The organism is Paenibacillus sp. Soil522, assembly GCF_001428245.1.
In the GTDB taxonomy this organism is placed as follows: domain Bacteria; phylum Bacillota; class Bacilli; order Paenibacillales; family Paenibacillaceae; genus Pristimantibacillus.
Genome location: NZ_LMRV01000054.1, coordinates 1 through 18,784 on the forward strand (window position 1 = coordinate 1; position 18,784 = coordinate 18,784).

The 18,784-nt window shown below is 46.1% G+C and carries 18 protein-coding genes, 2 tRNA genes and 1 rRNA gene; 15 read left to right on the top strand and 6 right to left on the bottom strand.

What is annotated here, in order from left to right; all coding sequences use genetic code 11:
* The 12 genes from rrf to ASG81_RS17475 all read left to right on the top strand — a co-directional run.
* Nucleotides 1-94 (top strand): 5S ribosomal RNA (gene rrf / locus ASG81_RS17425); the annotation flags it as partial.
* Nucleotides 95-181: 87 nt separating this feature from the next.
* Nucleotides 182-1,375, top strand: a complete 1,194-nt coding sequence (locus tag ASG81_RS17430; protein WP_056636768.1) for a GNAT family N-acetyltransferase — start codon at nucleotides 182-184, stop codon at nucleotides 1,373-1,375.
* A gap of 143 nt (nucleotides 1,376-1,518) precedes the next feature.
* Nucleotides 1,519-2,976 (top strand): IMP dehydrogenase, encoded by a 1,458-nt coding sequence (guaB, locus tag ASG81_RS17435; RefSeq protein WP_056636772.1) that lies wholly within the window; start codon nucleotides 1,519-1,521, stop codon nucleotides 2,974-2,976.
* Between the two features lie 196 nt (nucleotides 2,977-3,172).
* Complete coding sequence (locus ASG81_RS17440; RefSeq protein ID WP_056636829.1) at nucleotides 3,173-4,462, top strand: D-alanyl-D-alanine carboxypeptidase family protein; 1,290 nt, start codon at nucleotides 3,173-3,175, stop codon at nucleotides 4,460-4,462.
* Nucleotides 4,463-4,590: 128 nt separating this feature from the next.
* Nucleotides 4,591-5,472: a pyridoxal 5'-phosphate synthase lyase subunit PdxS gene (gene pdxS, locus ASG81_RS17445; RefSeq protein WP_056636773.1), complete on the top strand. Its 882-nt coding sequence runs from the start codon at nucleotides 4,591-4,593 to the stop codon at nucleotides 5,470-5,472.
* 77 nt (nucleotides 5,473-5,549) lie between these two features.
* On the top strand, nucleotides 5,550-6,134 hold the full coding sequence (pdxT, locus tag ASG81_RS17450) for a pyridoxal 5'-phosphate synthase glutaminase subunit PdxT (RefSeq protein ID WP_056636775.1): 585 nt from the start codon (nucleotides 5,550-5,552) through the stop codon (nucleotides 6,132-6,134).
* A gap of 48 nt (nucleotides 6,135-6,182) precedes the next feature.
* Nucleotides 6,183-7,469, top strand: a complete 1,287-nt coding sequence (serS, locus tag ASG81_RS17455) for a serine--tRNA ligase (protein ID WP_056636777.1) — start codon at nucleotides 6,183-6,185, stop codon at nucleotides 7,467-7,469.
* 81 nt (nucleotides 7,470-7,550) lie between these two features.
* A tRNA-Ser gene (locus ASG81_RS17460) sits at nucleotides 7,551-7,639 on the top strand.
* 124 nt (nucleotides 7,640-7,763) lie between these two features.
* Nucleotides 7,764-8,111, top strand: coding sequence for a hypothetical protein (locus tag ASG81_RS17465; RefSeq protein ID WP_056636779.1), 348 nt, complete (start codon nucleotides 7,764-7,766; stop codon nucleotides 8,109-8,111).
* Between the two features lie 15 nt (nucleotides 8,112-8,126).
* Nucleotides 8,127-8,303 carry a hypothetical protein gene (locus ASG81_RS32115; RefSeq protein WP_200961537.1) on the top strand — a complete coding sequence of 59 codons (177 nt, stop codon included), beginning with the start codon at nucleotides 8,127-8,129 and terminating at the stop codon, nucleotides 8,301-8,303.
* A 45-nt stretch (nucleotides 8,304-8,348) separates the two neighbouring features.
* A complete protein-coding gene (locus tag ASG81_RS17470; RefSeq protein WP_056636781.1) occupies nucleotides 8,349-8,501 on the top strand; it encodes a small acid-soluble spore protein P in 153 nt (50 codons plus the stop codon).
* A 140-nt stretch (nucleotides 8,502-8,641) separates the two neighbouring features.
* Nucleotides 8,642-9,700, top strand: coding sequence for a hypothetical protein (locus ASG81_RS17475; RefSeq protein ID WP_056636783.1), 1,059 nt, complete (start codon nucleotides 8,642-8,644; stop codon nucleotides 9,698-9,700).
* Between the two features lie 201 nt (nucleotides 9,701-9,901).
* Here ASG81_RS17475 and ASG81_RS17480 read toward each other — a convergent pair whose 3' ends face one another.
* Nucleotides 9,902-10,258, bottom strand: a complete 357-nt coding sequence (locus ASG81_RS17480; RefSeq protein WP_056636785.1) for a DUF4870 domain-containing protein — start codon at nucleotides 10,256-10,258, stop codon at nucleotides 9,902-9,904.
* Between the two features lie 335 nt (nucleotides 10,259-10,593).
* A tRNA-Arg gene (locus ASG81_RS17485) sits at nucleotides 10,594-10,670 on the bottom strand.
* A gap of 181 nt (nucleotides 10,671-10,851) precedes the next feature.
* On the opposite strand from ASG81_RS17485, the gene ASG81_RS17490 reads away from it, so the two are divergent.
* Entirely contained in the window at nucleotides 10,852-12,003 is a 1,152-nt protein-coding gene (locus tag ASG81_RS17490; RefSeq protein ID WP_056636787.1) for an HD domain-containing phosphohydrolase, read from the top strand.
* An 81-nt stretch (nucleotides 12,004-12,084) separates the two neighbouring features.
* On the opposite strand, the gene ASG81_RS17495 is transcribed toward ASG81_RS17490, so the two are convergent.
* The 3 genes from ASG81_RS17495 to ASG81_RS17505 are packed head-to-tail and all read right to left on the bottom strand — an operon-like array spanning nucleotide 12,085 to nucleotide 15,499.
* A complete protein-coding gene (locus ASG81_RS17495) occupies nucleotides 12,085-12,798 on the bottom strand; it encodes an aspartate/glutamate racemase family protein (RefSeq protein WP_056636790.1) in 714 nt (237 codons plus the stop codon).
* The gene (locus ASG81_RS17500; RefSeq protein WP_056636791.1) at nucleotides 12,788-14,269 is read right to left on the bottom strand and encodes a UDP-N-acetylmuramoyl-L-alanyl-D-glutamate--2,6-diaminopimelate ligase; all 1,482 of its coding nucleotides are present in this window, start codon (nucleotides 14,267-14,269) and stop codon (nucleotides 12,788-12,790) included. Before ASG81_RS17500 ends, ASG81_RS17495 begins: the two co-directional genes overlap by 11 nt.
* Before the next feature lie 42 nt (nucleotides 14,270-14,311).
* On the bottom strand, nucleotides 14,312-15,499 hold the full coding sequence (locus tag ASG81_RS17505; protein WP_056636793.1) for a carboxylate--amine ligase: 1,188 nt from the start codon (nucleotides 15,497-15,499) through the stop codon (nucleotides 14,312-14,314).
* Between the two features lie 571 nt (nucleotides 15,500-16,070).
* Between ASG81_RS17505 and ASG81_RS17510 the strand changes: the two genes are divergently transcribed.
* Complete coding sequence (locus ASG81_RS17510; RefSeq protein WP_235548920.1) at nucleotides 16,071-16,250, top strand: aspartyl-phosphate phosphatase Spo0E family protein; 180 nt, start codon at nucleotides 16,071-16,073, stop codon at nucleotides 16,248-16,250.
* A 6-nt stretch (nucleotides 16,251-16,256) separates the two neighbouring features.
* Here the strand turns inward: ASG81_RS17510 and tadA are convergent, their stop codons facing one another.
* Entirely contained in the window at nucleotides 16,257-16,721 is a 465-nt protein-coding gene (gene tadA, locus ASG81_RS17515) for a tRNA adenosine(34) deaminase TadA (protein WP_056636797.1), read from the bottom strand.
* A 199-nt stretch (nucleotides 16,722-16,920) separates the two neighbouring features.
* Here tadA and ASG81_RS17520 point away from each other — a divergent pair, with 199 nt between their 5' ends.
* The gene (locus ASG81_RS17520) at nucleotides 16,921-18,750 is read left to right on the top strand and encodes a PAS domain S-box protein (RefSeq protein ID WP_056636799.1); all 1,830 of its coding nucleotides are present in this window, start codon (nucleotides 16,921-16,923) and stop codon (nucleotides 18,748-18,750) included.
* The last annotated feature ends 34 nt before the right edge of the window (nucleotides 18,751-18,784 follow it).

Sequence of the window (18,784 nt, forward strand, 5' to 3'; positions counted from 1 at the left end):
ACCACGCGTTCCCATACCGAACACGACCGTTAAGCCCTCCAGCGCCAATGGTACTTAGACCGCAGGGTCTTGGGAGAGTAGGACGTCGCCAAGCACGAGAGATCTATCGCATGTAATGCGATAGGTCTTTTTGTTGTTTTTACGGTATGATAAGCTCATATGAAAAAGGAGGCGCTTCTAGATGGCAAAAGCAATTGAAATCAAGCATATGAGTATGGAGCAGTTTTATGAAAGCATGGCATTATCGCAATTTGCTTTTCAATACGAGAAGTCAGCTGCTGAGCTTGAGCAATCGAGAGAGCAGTTTGAGACCGAGCCGGCAGTACGGTATGCCGCTTATGTCGATCATAAGTTCGCCGCGCAGGCTACGGTGCTGGAGCTGCAAACCTATATTGGAGGAAAGGCTTTTGCTATGGGCGGTCTAGCGGGAGTTGCAACTTGGCCTGAGTATAGAAGGCAGGGCTTAGTTGCTAAGCTGCTTGTTCAATCGCTGCAGGAGATGAAGGCGAAGGGACAGGTCATTTCCTTTCTGCATCCATTCGCATTTGATTTTTATCGCAAATTTGGCTGGGAAATCTATACCGAACATAAAGCTTACATAATCAAGTCAGAACTACTGCCAAAGCGAATTCCATATGAAGGTCATATCGAGCGGTTTAGTGGAAAATACAGCTTGTTGAGTGCTATTTACCAAACATATGCATCAAAATATAATGGTTCGTTGGTACGTACCGAGCTATGGTGGAAGTATCGTATCAGCAAGAGAAAGCCGGGTCAAATCGCCCTTTATTACGATAAGAGCGGAGAGACGTGCGGCTATTTGATATATGAAGTGAAAAATAAACGGTTAACGGTTCATGAGCTTATTTACTTAAATGAGGAGTCGAGAACGGCTTTATGGTCATTTATTGCTCAGCATGATTCGATGATAGATGATGTAACCATTACAGTGCCTTCTGACGACTTGCTCCCGTATCAGCTGCCTAATCCAAGAATTGGGCAGGAAACCATTCCTTATTTTATGGCTCGTATAGTAGACGCTGAGGCATTTGTAGACGGCTATGATTTCAATTCTTCAAATAGTGATGATCATATTCCAATCCAGCTTAGCGATGAGCATGCTCCTTGGAATAATGGCAGCTATTTACTTCAAATAGATGCATCAGGCAAAGCTTCTCTACGACGTTTGGATGAAAATCATAGAAAAGAAGACGTAATTAAGCTGGATATTGGATCATTTACGACCATGCTTCTAGGTTACCTCCGGCCGGTTCAATTAGCCCATTTGACGCGTATAGACGGAGATAAGGCAATGATTAAACGCTTACAAGATCGTATTCCCGAACGAATAACGTATTTACCTGATTTTTTCTAAAGAAATAGCATTCTTTCAGTCTTCTAGAACGAGTATAAAGTGGATGCAACATGCTGTTCATCAGCCTTGACAGCCCATAACCCCTCTGCTAATATTGCAATAATATATGTGAGACGTACTTAAATTAAGGGAGGAACATACTCGTGTGGGAAACGAAATTCGCCAAAGAAGGGCTAACGTTTGACGACGTCCTGCTTATTCCGCGCAAATCAGAAGTGCTGCCTAGGGAAGTTGACATCTCGATTCGATTAAGCGAGAACATTAAGCTAAACATTCCGCTCATTAGCGCAGGCATGGACACCGTTACAGAAGCCGCATTGGCGATTGCAATAGCGCGTGAGGGCGGAATTGGCATTATTCATAAGAATATGTCGATTGCACAGCAAGCGGAGGAAGTAGACCGTGTAAAACGTTCGGAGAGCGGTGTAATTACAAATCCGTTTTCACTTACGCCTGATCACCATGTATATGACGCAGAAGAATTGATGGGAAAATATCGCATCTCAGGTGTGCCGATTGTTGATCAAGACAAGAAGCTTGTCGGTATTTTGACAAACCGTGATTTGCGTTTCGTACATGATTATTCGATCAAAATAAATGAAGTCATGACTCGCAAAGACCTTGTTACGGCACCTGTCGGCACGACGCTGCAGGAAGCGGAAGGTATTCTCCAGAAGCACAAGATCGAGAAGTTGCCGCTCATCGATGAGTCGAACACGCTTAAAGGCCTTATTACGATTAAAGATATTGAGAAAGCAATCCAGTTCCCGAATGCGGCAAAGGATAAGCAAGGCCGTCTGCTTTGCGGAGCAGCAGTCGGTATTTCGAAGGACACGATGGATCGTGCGGAAGCTCTGGTACAATCGGGTATTGACGTGCTTGTTGTCGATTCGGCACATGGTCACCATATTAATATTATAGAAGCTGTTCGTAAGCTTCGTGCAACTTATCCGGCTCTTACGATTATCGCAGGCAACGTTGCTACCGGCGATGCTACGCGCGATCTAATCGAAGCTGGCGCATCTGTAGTTAAGGTAGGTATCGGTCCTGGCTCGATTTGTACAACGCGCGTTATTGCTGGTATCGGCGTTCCGCAAATTACAGCGATTTATGATTGTGCAACAGTTGCCCGCGAATACAATATTCCGGTTATTGCAGACGGCGGTATTAAATATTCCGGTGACATAACGAAGGCAATCGCATCTGGAGCAAGCGCGATTATGATCGGAAGCTTGTTTGCAGGTACGGCTGAAAGCCCAGGCGAAACGGAAATTTTCCAAGGCCGCAGCTTTAAGGTATACCGTGGTATGGGCTCGCTCGGCGCTATGAAGGAAGGAAGCAAGGACCGTTACTTCCAAGAGAACGAGAACAAGCTTGTTCCGGAAGGTATTGAAGGCCGCGTTCCTTACAAAGGACCGCTTGCTGATACCGTTCATCAATTGCTGGGCGGCTTGCGTTCAGGTATGGGCTACTGCGGTACATCTTCGCTGGACGAGCTCAAGAACGATACGCAATTCGTTCGTATTACAGGATCGGGTCTTCGTGAAAGCCATCCGCATGATGTGCAAATTACGAAGGAAGCTCCAAACTACTCCCTATAAAATTAAAATTGAGTAGAATAAGCTTTTATAACCAGACAAGGAAGGGTGCCCTGTTCGCACTTCCTTGCCTGGTTTTTTTATGAAGGATTACTTATTCTACTAACGTCTTGAAGAGGTTTAATTGTTAGGGTTTGATATGTTACAATTAACAACAGACAAACCTAGTGGGAAAAGGGGAGAAACGACGTTGAAGGAAATGGTAAGGCCGGTTCGGTTAAAGTCAGTCATCGCTGCAAGTTTGGCGGTTTGGATGGTAATGCTGTCGCTTGGTTCGGCGGTGGCACTGGCGAGTGGATATGATGGAAGACCTAGTACGGATAATTCTTTAGGCTTACAGGTCAAAGCGGCTATTTTAATTGATGCGGATTCCGGTCAAGTGCTGTATGAGGTTAACTCGGGAGAACCGCTTCCTGCGGCAAGTATGACCAAGCTAATGACGGAATATATTGTTCTTGAAGAAGTATCAAATGAGCGTTTATCATGGGATGAGGTTATTACGACCAGCGCGGAAGCAGCCGCCGTACCGCTGGACGGATCATCCGTATTTCTGGCTCAAGGCGATCAACATACGGTTCGCGACTTATATAAAGCAATGGCAGTGGGCTCCGCTAACGATGCAACGATTGCGCTTGCCTCACAAATAGCGGGAAGCGAGCAAGGCTTTGTAACGAAGATGAATGAAGTAGCCGATAAGCTCGGTCTAAAAACGGCCATTTTCACAAGTGCAACGGGCCTATCGGAGACGACAGTTATTTCTGCAGCTGACATGGCCAAGCTTGCACAAATTATTTTGAGCGAGCATCCGGAATTTTTGGAATACTCCAAGCTGCAGGAATATAAATTCCGTGAGCGCGACGCGGATCCGATCGTAAACATCAACTGGATGCTGGGCACGAACGTAAACCAAACGGGTCTAAAGCATTTGGCTTATGAAGGCGTCGACGGCATGAAGACAGGATTTATCAATGCAGCAGGCTACAACTTTACGGGTACTGTTAAACGGGGCGATCAACGTTTTATTAGCGTCGTTATGGATACAGCTACAAAACACGCCCGTTTTAACGAAACGGCTAAGTTGTACAACTACGGCTTCAGCACGTTTGAGAAAAAGACGGTGCTGCCGCCAAAATCCGTGGTAGAATCGGTGAAATCGGTTAAGATTAAGAAGGGCAAAAAGAAATCCCTCCCGGTTGTAACGGATAAGGATATTACGTTCATGGTTAAGAAGGGCGTAGAGCCTAAGATCGAGATTGTTGCCAGTGATGTAAAAACCGAGGCTGAATTGGTTGCTCCGATTCCGGTCGGTACCGTTGTTGGTACGGTAACGTACAAGTACACGGATCCGGACACGAAGCTTGAGCTGAAGCGTACGGTTAACCTGATTACGACTGAGGATGGACAGAAGGCAGGCTGGTTCCGCTTGATGTTCCGTGCTATCGGTAATTTTTTCGCTAGTTTATTTAATGGAATCGTCAATTTGTTCTAATCCGAGCAGTAAACAAGGAAATAAAGTAAATCTAGGCTTGTCGATTAATCTTGGTTCCTGTAAAATCAATGGTTAGAACAACTGCGGTAATATACATTTTGATGGATGAAAATAGGAGGATTTGTAGCATGGAAACAGGTACATCGCGCGTAAAACGCGGCATGGCAGAAATGCAAAAAGGCGGCGTCATTATGGACGTAATGAACGCCGAGCAAGCGAAGGTAGCAGAAGCAGCAGGGGCAACAGCGGTAATGGCGCTAGAGCGCGTCCCTTCCGATATTCGTGCGGCAGGCGGAGTAGCCCGTATGGCTGATCCGACAATCGTAGAAGAAGTGATGAAAGTGGTTTCGATTCCTGTAATGGCGAAGGCTCGTATTGGCCATTATGTAGAAGCGAAAGTATTGGAATCGATGGGCGTTGATTACATTGATGAGAGCGAAGTGCTGACGCCAGCCGATGAAGTGTTCCACATTAGCAAGCAGGAGTTTACAATTCCGTTCGTATGCGGAGCAAAGGATCTTGGCGAAGCTTTGCGCCGTATTCAAGAAGGTGCAGCGATGCTGCGTACAAAGGGTGAGCCAGGAACGGGTAACATCGTTGAAGCGGTTCGTCATCTACGTCTCATCAATGGACAAATTCGCAAAATCCAAGGGTTGTCGAAGGACGAGCTTTATCATGAAGCTAAGATTCTTGGCGTAGCTTATGATTTGCTTCTTGATGTGCATGAAACCGGCAAGCTTCCAGTTGTTAACTTTGCAGCAGGCGGCGTAGCGACTCCATCCGACGCAGCGCTAATGATGCATCTTGGTGCAGACGGCGTATTCGTTGGCTCAGGTATTTTCAAATCGGACAGCCCTGAGAAGTTCGCGCGTGCGATCGTTGAAGCGACTACGCATTATCAAGATTACAAGCTTATTGCAGAAGTATCGAAAAACTTGGGAGCACCGATGAAAGGGATCGAAATTTCCAAGCTGAACGCTGCTGAGCGCATGCAAGATCGCGGTATCTAATAGATGTAATATGCAGGTGCCGGCTAATCGCTTATAGCGATGCCGGCTCTTGCCCGTAAAGGAAGGCGAATAGAGCGATGAAGATAGGCGTACTTGCGCTTCAAGGCGCAGTAGCAGAGCATATACGAAGCTTAGAAGCGGCGGGCGCAGAGGCGGTCGCCGTTAAGCGGGTTGAGCAGCTTAAGGAGCTGCAGGGGCTTGTTATTCCGGGTGGCGAGAGCACAACGATCGGCAAGCTTATGCGGAAATACGGATTTATGGAAGCTATTGCGGATTTTTCAGCGCAGGGTAAGCCGTTATTCGGCACTTGTGCGGGTCTTATCGTATTGGCGGATGAAATCGAGGGACAAGAGGATGCGCATTTGCGTCTAATGGATATGACGGTTGCGCGGAATGCATTTGGCCGCCAGCAGGAAAGCTTTGAGACGGATTTAAACGTAAAGGGAATCGATGAGCCCGTTCGCGCAGTTTTTATCCGTGCGCCATTGATTAAGAAAGTCGGCTCTGACGTAGAAGTGTTGTCTACATACAGAGATGAGATCGTAACCGCAAGACAGGGACATCTGCTTGCCGTGTCCTATCATCCGGAGCTAACGGATGACTGCAGGCTGCATGCATATTTCGTTGATATGGTGAAGGAAGCAGCCGCAGGCAAGGAATAAGCTTTTACAATAATAAAATTACTCCCTTCAGAGAGGGGCTTTTGACACGTGCTGGATGTGAAATTGTTAAGAAATGAATTCGAGAAGGTTGAGAGGGCGCTTCATGACCGCGGAGCTTCACTTGATCTTATTGCTAATTTCCCGGTGCTGGATACGAAGCGCCGTGATCTTATCCAAGAGACGGAGCAGCTGAAAAGTCGTCGCAATACAGTTTCACAGGAAGTAGCTAAGCTCAAAAGAACGGGCGGCGATGCCGAAGCTCTTATCATTGAAATGAGAGAGGTAGGCGACCGTATTAAAGAGCTGGACGATGAGCTTCGCGAGCTAGAGGTGCAAGTGGAGGAGCTGACGCTAGCGATTCCTAACATTCCTAGCGACAGCGTGCCAATCGGCAAGTCGGAGGAAGATAATGTAGAGCTTCGCAAAAACGGCGAGGTGCCAAGTTTTGACTTCGAGCCCAAGCCGCACTGGGAAATTGCCCAATCGCTCGGCATCTTAGACTTTGAACGCGCAGCGAAGGTGACGGGATCGCGTTTTACCTTTTATCGCGGCCTTGGTGCACGACTTGAGCGCGCGCTCATCAGCTTCATGATGGATTTGCACAGCGACAAGCACGGTTATGAGGAAATTCTGCCTCCGTATATCGTGAATCGCGAAAGCTTGGTCGGTACGGGACAGCTTCCGAAGTTTGAAGAGGATCTGTTCAAAATTTCGGATTCAGACTACTTTCTTATTCCTACGGCTGAGGTTCCGGTTACGAATCTGCATCGCGAAGAGATTTTGCCGGCAGAAGAGCTTCCTAAATATTTTGTAGCTTACAGCTCGTGCTTCCGTTCGGAAGCCGGCTCGGCCGGACGCGATACACGCGGCTTAATTCGCCAGCATCAGTTCAATAAGGTCGAGCTGATCAAATTGACTAAGCCGGAGGATTCGTACGAAGAGCTCGAGAAAATGACCGCTAACGCCGAGAAGGTTTTGCAGCTGCTAGGACTTCCTTATCGTGTTCTAACGCTTTGTACGGGCGATATGGGCTTCACAGCGGCAAAAACGTATGACCTTGAAGTTTGGCTTCCAAGCGCGGGCACGTACCGTGAAATATCGTCATGCTCGAACGTAGAGGATTTCCAAGCGCGCCGCGCCGGAATCCGTTTCCGCAGAGATACGAAGAGCAAGCCGGAATTCGTGCATACGCTAAACGGTTCGGGGTTGGCGGTTGGCCGTACCTTTGCTGCGATCATCGAAAACTTCCAGCAAGCAGATGGATCGGTGACGATTCCAGAGGTATTGCGTCCGTATATGGGCGGCATCAGCTCGATCGAAGCACCTAAACTTTAAATTTTTTTGCCACAAGGTCAAAATTTAGTTGCATCTTTATTTTGACCTGTGGTACAATATTTCTTGTGACAATTAAATGATGGAGAGATACCGAAGCGGTCATAACGGGGCAGTCTTGAAAACTGTTAGAGCGCAAGCTCACGTGGGTTCGAGTCCCACTCTCTCCTCCATATTTTTATCAGCTACATATGAACAAGCCCAGACGCCAAGCGTTTGGGCTTTTTTTGTACCTCATCTCCTCGTATAAAATGAAGTCGCCCTCCGCATGTTATACGTGTGGAGGTGCTTCATTTAATGGGTAAATCAGATGAGCTGCAATTGAATCAGGAAAATTTAGCAGATGCTTGGCGACAAACTTTGCCGGAAACGCTAAACAGCGCTGACCGCTGCAAGGTGCTGCCGGACGAGGCCGATTCGAAGTCACTGCGCGTGACGATTGATTCAGCCGGTCATCAAATGTATTCGTTTGATTTTAAAGTTACTTATGTAGATAGCCGCGAAGTAAGGGTTGAGTTTATTGACGTCGAGAAGGATAAGATATCCGTCGATGAACGAGGCGAAATCACTCAGCAGCTGATACAGGATTACACCCGACATTTGCATGAATGTGCTCAAGCGCTTCATCGATTGACGCACGCGTAGAGGAGATAATCACTTATGACGAAAGCAAAAGGAACTGCCGATAAAAATTTATCGAATGTCGTTGAAGCACTAGACATCGAGCCGGTCAACAGCCATCAGGCACAGCAGCTGCAGCAGGACAAAAATGACCGGCGCCATCAAGATGCTTTAAATCATGACAACCCGGCTAATTTAGAGCATCAAAAAACTTAACGGTTGAGGAATTACAAAATGAAACAGATAAAGGAAGGGTTCTGAATGGCTAAATCAAAAGATTTTCCAGTGCCGGAAGGCAATCCGCAGGTCAATAGGCCTAATCGTAACGGCGGCGGACAGCAAGAGCCGCTATCCGGCTCGAAGAAGACGAAGCAGCATAATCACGTGAGTCATAATAATCCCGAAGGCTCTTAAAAATTAAATGGTTCCAAAATGCATAGATCAAAATTCCCGTTCAGTTCGCTGAACGGGAATTTTTGGATATAACTTCTAAAAGCTGCTTTTATAGTATAGAATGGAGGTGCTTATAAAAAGATAGGGGAGGAACTTATTTCATGAAAAAAGTACATAAAATAGGGGTTCTTTTGCTAGCTGTTATTTTGGTCGTTATTGCAGGCTGCAGCTCGGGTAAACCGCCGAAGGAAGCATTGCAGGCAGCTATGACGAAGATCGCAGAAGCGGACTCATATGCAGTTAAAATGTCATTAGGATTGGATGAGCTGGAAATTCCGCAGGATGCAGCTAAGCAGGGCGATGCGGCTGCAGCAGCAGCGATCGTAGGCATGATTAAGGATGCAACAATTACAGTCGATGCTATTTACCAGAAGGACCCGATGCGTACGGATTTGAATATGGAGATCGTGCTGCCGGGTGATATGGAAATGAAGCTCACCGTACCAATGATCCTGACAGAGGAAACGCTGTATGTGAAAATACCGCAAATTCCGATGCTGCCGCTGCCTGAAACCGTTACTGGCAAGTTCATCAAGATTGATCTGAAGGAGCTTGCGAAGCAGCAGGGCGCGGCTGAGATCGATCTAGCTGCACAGCAGAAGCTTGGCAAGGAGCTTGGAGATGTGCTGCTTAAGCATTTTGACGAGAAGACTTACTTCAGTGAGCCTAAGGCGGAGGAGGCTGGTCTGCCAGCCGACCTGAAAGCTGATCAAATCGTTGCTTTCGAAATCAACGCAGACAACTACCCGAAAACGGTGGAAACCGTCATTAACCAGGTGCTGCCTGAAGTGCTTGACGTTCTGCTTGCGAATGAAGAATCGCTCAAGTCGCTGCAGCTAGAGAAGGCTGATATCGAGAAGTTTAAAACGGATCTTGAAACAAACAAAACGGAGATACTGAATACACTCAAAAACGATGTCAAAGTAAACACGCTGAAGGTTACCGGCGCTATTACAGACGGCTATCTCTCTTACCAGGCAGGTAAAATAAATGTTGAAGCATCGGATAAAGAGAGCGGTCAGAAGATGAAGCTTGGCGTTCATTATGACGTGAACTATTCCGATATTAATAAAGCTCCGAAGTTCGAGAATGAAATTCCGACTGATGCTATTACGCTGGATGAGCTGACAAAGTTGTTCCAACAGCCGGTTGGACTTTAAAAAGCCCGTTTAAAAGCCGCTCCTGACTGTCAGGGGCGATTTTTGCTTCGGGTGATGACTTAGAGAGGGCTCCCTGTCGATAGCTGCGCCAGCAGGCACTGGATCAATTGGGTCGCTAGCTTGTACTGTGGAAGAAATATGGTTCGCAGCTGCCTAAAACAGAAAGGCGCCGGAGCTGGCCAGCTCTGGCGCCTTTCTGTTTTATTTGAGAAAACGAATCGTTAACGGATAACGGTAGCTGTTCCCTTCGGATGCGCGAATGGAACCGATAATGGTGAATACAAGCCAGAAAATAAATAAAAGCGGTGTAGTGACAAAGCCGATGAGTACGAAGATGAGCAGGCTGGAAATGATGGTATAGATGGCATTGCTGATCTGGAAATTAAGTGATTCTTTGCCGTGCATATCCACGTAGCTGGATTGATCCTTCTTCATGAGCCAGATGATAAGCGGGCCGAGAATGTTGCCAAACGGAATGATTAATCCGCTGAAAGCAAGCAGATGGCAAAGCATTCCGTACGTTTTCTCCTCTTTATGAAGCCCGAAAGTTTGATTCATTTTATATTGCCTCCTTATAATAAAAACAGCCGACTAAAGTGACTTATGTAGTTATACGTTAGAAGGGCCGATAGATATGCATAAATTTATCATGGACATCTCGGCTGCAAGCTGCACGGAGCGGGCGGGTAAGGCGGAATGGTATGCCGCTCTTTTTTGGAAACGGCAATGACTAGAAATACGGCTGTCGTAAGGTGAAAAATCATTCTGAGAATCAAGTTCAAAAAGAGCCTTGCCAATTGGCAAGACTTAGGAAAGAAATTGATAGGTGAGCTAAGTAACAACAAAAAATATTAAAACTGCCGTATGATACGGTCAATAGACGAGTAAAGAAATGGCGCGCCCGAGAGGGCTCGAACCTCCCACCTAACGTTTAGGAAACGTTTGCTCTATCCGGATGAGCTACGGACGCGCAGCAATACTAATTATAGCATGTGTGCTTTTAAGTAAGCAAGATTAACGATTAGAGAATAAAACTGCTGCTTTATTTGTCGAAAATACTAGCATTTCTTGTCTGATTAGCAGGATTTAGCGTGCGGGAGAGCGAATAATTGTAAAGGTTATGAGCTCGTACGGCTGGAGGAGTGCCCTGCATGCAAGAAAACTTCAATGATCCCCGCTCTTATAAATTAGATTTATCGCCTGAGCAAATGCTCAAAGTGATATTCGAATATACAGCAAAAATAGCAAATGAAATAAAACTGGAGTCCGTGCTTATTTTAATGGCGAACATGGGCCGGGAAATGGTCGTTGCCGACCGCTGTACTGTCTGGCTTATTGACGCTGCACGTCATGAACTGTTTACGGCAGTCGCTCACGGTGTGGGAGAAATTCGAATCCCTTACGGAAGCGGGTTAGTCGGAAGCGCAATCAGTTACGGACAACCGATTTTTATAGATGATGCATATGAGGACCCCAGACATAATCCAGAAAGCGACAGGAAGACCGGTTACCGGACGAAGTCGATTATGACCATCCCTTTTTGCAATAATCAGGGAGAAGTTATCGGGGCGTATCAAGCTATTAATAAATTGACAGAAAAACAGACATTTTCAACGAAGGATATGGAATACCTATCGCTCGCCGCATCGTACTCGGGTAAATCTCTGGAATCGATCATGCTTCATGAGGAAATACTCGAAACACAAAAAGAGATTATTATGGCAATGGGCAAAATTGGCGAAGGCCGTTCGAAGGAAACGGGTAATCATGTTAAACGGGTCGCCCAATATTCCTATATTTTAGCATTAGGGTTAGGCATGTGTAAGTCGGAGGCAGACATGCTGCGCAGCGCTTCACCGATGCATGATATCGGTAAGGTAGCTATACCGGATGCCGTTTTGCAAAAGCCGGGAAAGCTAACCGATGAAGAGTTTGAGCGGATGAAGGGACATGCCGATATCGGTTACCAGCTATTGCGAAATTCCAAGAGGCAGCTCCTGCAGGCAGCGGCAATTGTAGCTTGGCATCATCATGAAAAATGGGACGGATCAGGGTACCCGCAAGGGCTTGCAGGCGAAGACATTCATATTTACGGGCGCATTACCGCGCTTGCAGATGTATTTGATGCATTAGGCAGCTCAAGGGTATATAAAGCGGCTTGGGAGCTGGACCGGATATTGGCCCTCATAAAGGAAGAACGGGGGCGGCATTTTGACCCGCAAGTGGTGGATGTGTTTTTTGAGCAGCTGCCAAAAATTCTTGAAGCAAGAGATCGGAATGCCGATCTATTTGAAATAGAATAGCAGAGACGCAAAAAAACCGGAGATCCGTATCTCCGGTTTTTTTGTGCTATATCATAAGTGGATGCTCGCGCGTCGCTGTCTTTATTTCGTGATGGACTGCTTGCCGGATAGCTCGATAGACTTTTGAACAAGCACGGCCATTGCGTCTACACAATATTTCGAGACCTCGTTTTGAATCGGAATGCATGATAATTCGGTGCATGCGATGATTACACACTGGCATTGATCTTGGATCAGAAGATGGTTGATGATTCCTTCAAACTCGGATGGTTCTACCGGTAAATTGCGTTTTACCTTATTATAGATAATGTCCATCACATGCTCTTGAATCGAGTCGTTAGGCTCATGGAGCTGCATATTGTACTGAGCGCAGCCTTTTCGGTATACGCCGCTGCTAACGGTCCCATTCGTAGCTAAAATGCCGATTTTGCAATGTTCTCCGTAGGTGTCGTAGATCTCTTTCAATGTCTCGTCCACCATGTTGATAATGTTGATACCCGTCATTTGCTGCATATCGTTGTAGAAATAATGCGACGTATTGCAAGGGATTGCGATATTCGACACGCCCGCTGCTTCAAGGAGCTTTAAATCCTTCGCAACCGCTTCAAGAAACACTTCGCCTCTGCCCGCCAATATAACATCCGTTCGGTCGGGTAAAGTGGCGTGATTAAGGACAACGATATTAATATGATCCTGATCGCGGTCTGCTGCGGTCTGTTCGATAACCATGTCGAAAAATACGGATGTTGCTTTCGGACCCATCCCGCCTATGACGCCTAAGCTTTTAGCTTCCATTGTTCAACCTACTTTTGATGATTTCCCTAACGATCTCAGCCTCATTAAAAGGAATTTCCGTTTTGCCGATAATTTGCGACGTTTCATGGCCTTTGCCGGCGATCAGGATAACGTCGTCTTTCCTGCTGATTTCAATGGCAAAGGCAATCGCGTCTCTCCGGTCGACAATGGCCTCGTAGGCGCCATTATGCTCTTCGATGCCTTCGACAATTTCCCGGATAATAAGCGTATTATCCTGCTCCTTCGGATTATCCGAGGTGATAACGGAAAAATCGGCAAACTTAGCGGCAACCTTGGCCATCGATCTGCGCTTTTCCGTACCGGACTCCCCATCAGCCGCATATACGCCGAATACAAGAATGATTTTGCCCTTAGCGAAAGGCCGTATCGTCGTTAAGGCTTTCTCCAGGCTATCCTCCGTATGCGCAAAATCGACGATAATTTTGGTGTCTTCATCCTGATAAACGACCTCCAGACGCCCTTTAATACCATCGACAGCCGCAATCCCGTCAGCAGTTTGCTGCAAGCTGAATTGATTGCAATAAGCGGTTGCGATAGCAGCCAAGCTATTGTATACGTAGATCGTCCCAGGAAGATTTACTTTAATGGCGATGCTGCCTTTTGGTGTATTTACGGTATAGGTCGTGTATTCGGCAAAATAGTTAATATCCGTTGCGTAAATGTCAGCCTCCTGCTCGATTCCGTACGTGAGCAGCTTAGGAGCCGCGCTCATCAATCGGTCGATAAGGATTTTACCGAATTTATCATCCGCATTAATAATGTTATAGTCCGTCGTCATGGTAAATAACTTGGCCTTTGCCTCGAAATACTCCTCCATCGTATGATGAAGCTCCAGATGGTCCGGCGTTAGGTTCGTAAAGATTCCGGTATTGAAGCTGGACTGAGCAACGCGGCTTAAATTGAGCGCATGCGATGAAACCTCCATGACGCAATGCTTCGTATGGGATTCGATCATATCAGCGAAGATCCGCTGCAGATTCAGTGATTCCGGAGTCGTATTTTTATTTTGGAACATTTTGTCTCCGATGACCGTTCCGATCGTGCCGATAATACCGAGGGATGTCCCCGTTTGCTCAAAAATTGATTTTAGAAAATAAGTGGTCGAGGTCTTTCCGTTCGTCCCTGTTATGCCGAGAAGATTCATTTGCTCAGTCGGGCGATGATAGAAATTAGCGGCAACCCGCGCAAGCGCTTCGCGTGTATCGGCAACCTGCAGCACCGTAACGTCAGCCGTAATGGCGACTTCCTTCTCAACAATGACAGTGGTCGCGCCAAGCGCGACCGCCTTATCAATAAAATGATGGCCATCAACCGAAAAGCCGGAAATAGCGACAAAAACGCCATTGGCCTTGACCTCTCTGGAGTCATAAGCAACGGAGTTTACTTCTATATGTAAATCACCTTTAACGAGCGTGTAATCAAGATCTTTAACTAAGGAGGTCAATAACATACGATCAGCTCCATTCTAGTGACCTATTCCTGTTTGTGCGGACTATCTTCTCAGAAGCTTTTTCGTCAGCTTGCCGCCAATGATAGAGGCGTAGGAGAAGGCTGGCTTAGGGTCCTTCCAATCCCAAATTGCGTAAGCCTTCGGCTTAAACAGCGATGCAAATACTTGCTTCCATGTCAACTGCCCGGTCTTGATATAGTCACGAATGGCGAGCATGTCCTCATACCCGTACCAGAATACGCGGTTCGTATTTTCTTTGACGGCTTTTGGGGGAACAAGGTTGCCGCCTGTCAGCTCTTGATACGTAATCCAAGGGATGTTCACGCCTACCTTGTAAAGCAGGTTGTTCAGGTTCGTGATCCGGCAGTTGACCTCGATCAAATAAAATCGGCCGGTTTCGGCGTCCTTCTTGAACTCGATTTCCGCGAAGCCCTTCCATTTCATCTTCTCCAGAAAAGGAGCGCCGATATCGAACAATTCCTGGACATACTTCTGGCCTGTATAAACCGATGCGCCGAAATTGATTGGATATTGGCGGAATTTCTGGCAGGTTACCCAGTGCGTTACTTTGGAATTCTGGTTTAAGTAAGCGTCAAACGTGTACATATGATCGTCAAAGCCCGGAATGATACGCTGTACGATAACCTCCAAATTTGCTTCCTTTGCTTTTGCCAATGCTTCTTCAAGCTCTGGGCGGTTGTTTACCTTGAAGAGCTTTCTTCTAAATTTCGCAACGAAGGAAGGGGAGTCGGTTGGCTTGACGATGCAAGGGTACTTGATCGTTTGGTCGATCTTCTCGAAGAAGCGGTTTTCATCCACTCTTACCGTTTCAGGGACGGAAACACCGTTATCAAGCGCGAGCCGCTGTAGTACTTCTTTATTCATCATATCTGAATATATGCCTGGTACATTTTGCGGAATGAGATAATGTTCTCTCAGCTCGTCCAAATGCTCATCGATGACCTCTAGATAAGAATCATGGCAAGGAATGAGAACGGGAGGGACGCTTTGCTTACGGGCATAGTCAATTAGGAAACGAATGAATGCCGCCGTATCTTCTTTATAGTGAGGAGAGATCAGTCTCTCGGACGTATATTTTGAATCCGCGCCATAGGTATCTTTAGTGGAATAATCAACTGCAACCGTATGTACGCCGTTAATGCCTAAGCAACGAATCGTGCTTAAGCCTATATAATAATTACAACCTAGAATAACTGCTTTATTATTCACAAAGGCACATCCCGACATCCGATTTTATGTTTATTTCACGAGCAATGCTGCTTATGTTTTAAATAATTTTACTTCATACTTTCTTATAATACAAATGGATTTATCCTCATAATTGTAGACGGCAAGCGGTTTTTGCAGCAATTTTTTCTGTAATTCGACATATTATCCGGGATGTCGGGGTAACGATTCTTCGGGATATTTGTCGTAAAAGCGCTTAAAGAAATCAGGCAGCACATAAATGCTAAATAATCGCTGGCAATTACGTTCAACGGTCGTGGAGCATCGTATTGGAGACGGGATGCGGCCTCCTTATACAGCGATAGTGTGTAAAATTAACCAGTTCTAAATTTGTAGTGAGTGATAATAACCAAATATTAATTGATTTTATTAGTAAAAAAGAACTATATAACGGCATAAATGACTTCATTTTGTCGAATAATGCCCGAAAATTGTCTGCGTTCGTCGACAAGATTTTACAAACTCCTTATTGCTCTCCGAGTATAATAGAACCATTACCATACGAGTGCTAAATAAGGAGCGTGCCCCGAAGCGAGCTATGGACAAAAAACACTTGCTAAAACAATTGCAGTCGCTGCGGCTAAAGCTTCATGAAATAGCCGAGGCTCGCGGCAGTTTGACAGATCCGGATGTTCTGGCGATTAGCGAAGAGGCCGATCAGCTTATTGTTGCGTTACAGTATATACAAAGAGACGAACTAGCACCTATCACGATACGCCGCGACAATTTGTAGGGGACGTTATTTCTCTCGCAGTCGACGGAAAAATTGAGTTAACAGAGACGCGCATTCAGGCTGTAAAATACCACTTGTGAGCTCCGTTTCATGATTGAAACGGGGCTCTTGCAGTAAGTTCATAAGCGTTCCGGCACAACCCGCCTTTGGATCGGTCGTTCCAAATACAACACGATTAACCCGGGATTGAACAATGGCGCCGGCGCACATAGGACAAGGCTCCAACGTGACATACAACGTACAATCTAACAATCTCCATGCGCCGATGCGATCGCAGGCGTCACGAATGGCCACCATTTCGGCATGCGCGGTTGGATCAAATCGCGTCTCCCGCAAATTGTAGCCTCTCCCGATAATTTCGTTGTTTCTGACAATTACGCACCCGATAGGAACCTCTCCGATTTGCTCGGCTTTTTTAGCTTCTGCGATGGCTTCCAGCATCCAGATCTGATCTTCTTGTTCTCTTATCATAAACAATAACCCCTTTGAAAGTTAATCATTATACAACGAACAAATATTCTGTTGTTAACATGTTGCGGATAACTTTGTGGATAACTTGCATGATATACACATAAATACTCACATTTTATTCAGAGCTGTGCACAGTACTTGTTGATAATGTGTATAAGTTGTTAATAAAACGTTTTTGTGTAAAAGGATGTGGCATACATTGTCAATTAAGATGAAGTTCTCTTTCTTAATTACGCTTATTGTATTGACGTTTTTCATTTTCTACCACATGTTAAGTGAATATACGATGATTCACGGTATGCGGGAGCAAGTGCGTCAATCGATGCAGGATACCTCCATGCATGTAGCTAATTCCTTTTCCTCATACGAGCAGAAATCGGGCAGGGACTCCATTATTGAAGAAGATCATTCGGGTCCTGAGCATATCTTTGACATTGTAAAATCGTTAAATCCAAATATAAAGGAAATAACGGTATTTGAGCAAGACTCGTTATCCGTTCTGTTCGGTACCTATACGTATTTGGACTCAACAAGCGATCATTCCAATTTATCTGATGTGAAGAATACCGGCTTTGCGCTGCGAAAAATGCAAATAAACGGAAAGTTCTATTTTCGAAGCTACTATTCAACCGAACTGACGGGCAACTATATTATAAGCGTTGTATATGACGGGGAAGGGATTAAGCACCTTATAAACCAGCGCCGCAACGATTCGCTGATTTATACGGGCATTACGATGGTGCTCGTGCTCATTATCAGCTATTGGATGGTAGGTGTCATGATCAAGCCGTTAAAGGATATTTTGTGGAAGGTGAACGAGGTTTCTTCTGCGCGCTTTCAACAACCGATTCACATTAAACGCAAGGATGAATTTGGCTTGCTTGCGCTAAAGGTTAATGCGATGTCGCAAAATCTAAGCATTTATATGAGCAAGCTGCGAAAAGCATTTGAAGAAAATCGGCGCATGAAGGAGCATTTGGAGTCGTTTATTAATCATTCGAGCGATGCCATTCACCTTATCGATCTGGACGGTAAAGTCATTCAAGTAAACCGCGCTTTCGAGCTGCTCTTTGGATATGAGGAGGAGGAGGCAATCGGGCTTTATTATCCGATTCTGCCGGATTCTCATAAAGCGGAGATGAGGCAAATGCTGAACCAGCTGCTAACAGGAAAGGTGCTGCCCGCGCAGGAAACGATGCGCCTAACCAAGACGGGCGAGATGATTCCGGTTAGCGTTACGATCTCGCCTATTCGCGACTCGGACGGAACGATTCGTGCATTTGCCAGCATTTCAAGAGATATGCGCAGCCGCAATAAGATGGAGGAGCTGCTGCGCAGATCGGAGAAGCTTACGACGGTAGGGCAGCTGGCAGCTGGCGTTGCTCATGAAATTCGCAATCCGCTTACGACGCTGCGCGGTTTTCTGCAGCTTCAGCAGGAGAGCAAGAAGCTGACGCTCTCCTATGTGGCCCTTATGCTATCGGAGCTCGACCGAATTAATTTGATTGTTGGAGAGTTTCTGATTTTGGCCAAGCCGCAAGCAACGAGGTTTATTACAAAAGACGTGAGGGATGTGCTGCAGGATGTAATCGCATTAATGAACAGTGAAGCGCTGCTTCACGATATCGAGTTTCTTGTTTCTTTTACGGAGGAGCAGTGCCTGATCTCATGCGAGGAGAATCAATTGAAGCAGGTATTCATTAATTTGCTGAAAAATGCCATTGAAGCGATGCCGAGCGGTGGACGGATCCATATTCAAATTACGAACAAAAGAGAGTTTATTTCGATTGCAGTTACGGATGAAGGGATGGGCATTCCTGCCGAGATGATATCGAAAATTGGCGATCCTTTTTTTACAGGCAAGGAAACAGGCACCGGTCTCGGTATTATGGTGAGTCAGCGTATTATTAACAGTCATCGCGGGTCAATGGATATCAAAAGCCAGGTAAATGTCGGAACAACGGTAAATGTGGTTCTTCCAGCTTTGAAAGAAGCTGGTGAGAACGTTATACTAGAAGAACAAGCATAGGCCTTGCCTCATGTTGAGGCAGCCGGCTGGCGTC

Excerpts from the sequence above, each read along its gene's own strand:
- ASG81_RS17475 (WP_056636783.1), top strand. The coding sequence starts at position 8,642 with ATGAAAAAAGTACATAAAATAGGGGTTCTTTTGCTAGCTGTTATTTTG.
- pdxT (WP_056636775.1), top strand. The coding sequence starts at position 5,550 with ATGAAGATAGGCGTACTTGCGCTTCAAGGCGCAGTAGCAGAGCATATA.
- ASG81_RS17430 (WP_056636768.1), top strand. The coding sequence starts at position 182 with ATGGCAAAAGCAATTGAAATCAAGCATATGAGTATGGAGCAGTTTTAT.
- ASG81_RS17490 (WP_056636787.1), top strand. The coding sequence starts at position 10,852 with ATGCAAGAAAACTTCAATGATCCCCGCTCTTATAAATTAGATTTATCG.
- ASG81_RS17440 (WP_056636829.1), top strand. The coding sequence starts at position 3,173 with ATGGTAAGGCCGGTTCGGTTAAAGTCAGTCATCGCTGCAAGTTTGGCG.
- ASG81_RS17470 (WP_056636781.1), top strand. The coding sequence starts at position 8,349 with ATGGCTAAATCAAAAGATTTTCCAGTGCCGGAAGGCAATCCGCAGGTC.
- ASG81_RS32115 (WP_200961537.1), top strand. The coding sequence starts at position 8,127 with ATGACGAAAGCAAAAGGAACTGCCGATAAAAATTTATCGAATGTCGTT.
- ASG81_RS17480 (WP_056636785.1), bottom strand. The coding sequence starts at position 10,258 with ATGAATCAAACTTTCGGGCTTCATAAAGAGGAGAAAACGTACGGAATG.
- ASG81_RS17500 (WP_056636791.1), bottom strand. The coding sequence starts at position 14,269 with ATGTTATTGACCTCCTTAGTTAAAGATCTTGATTACACGCTCGTTAAA.
- pdxS (WP_056636773.1), top strand. The coding sequence starts at position 4,591 with ATGGAAACAGGTACATCGCGCGTAAAACGCGGCATGGCAGAAATGCAA.
- ASG81_RS17465 (WP_056636779.1), top strand. The coding sequence starts at position 7,764 with ATGGGTAAATCAGATGAGCTGCAATTGAATCAGGAAAATTTAGCAGAT.
- tadA (WP_056636797.1), bottom strand. The coding sequence starts at position 16,721 with ATGATAAGAGAACAAGAAGATCAGATCTGGATGCTGGAAGCCATCGCA.
- ASG81_RS17495 (WP_056636790.1), bottom strand. The coding sequence starts at position 12,798 with ATGGAAGCTAAAAGCTTAGGCGTCATAGGCGGGATGGGTCCGAAAGCA.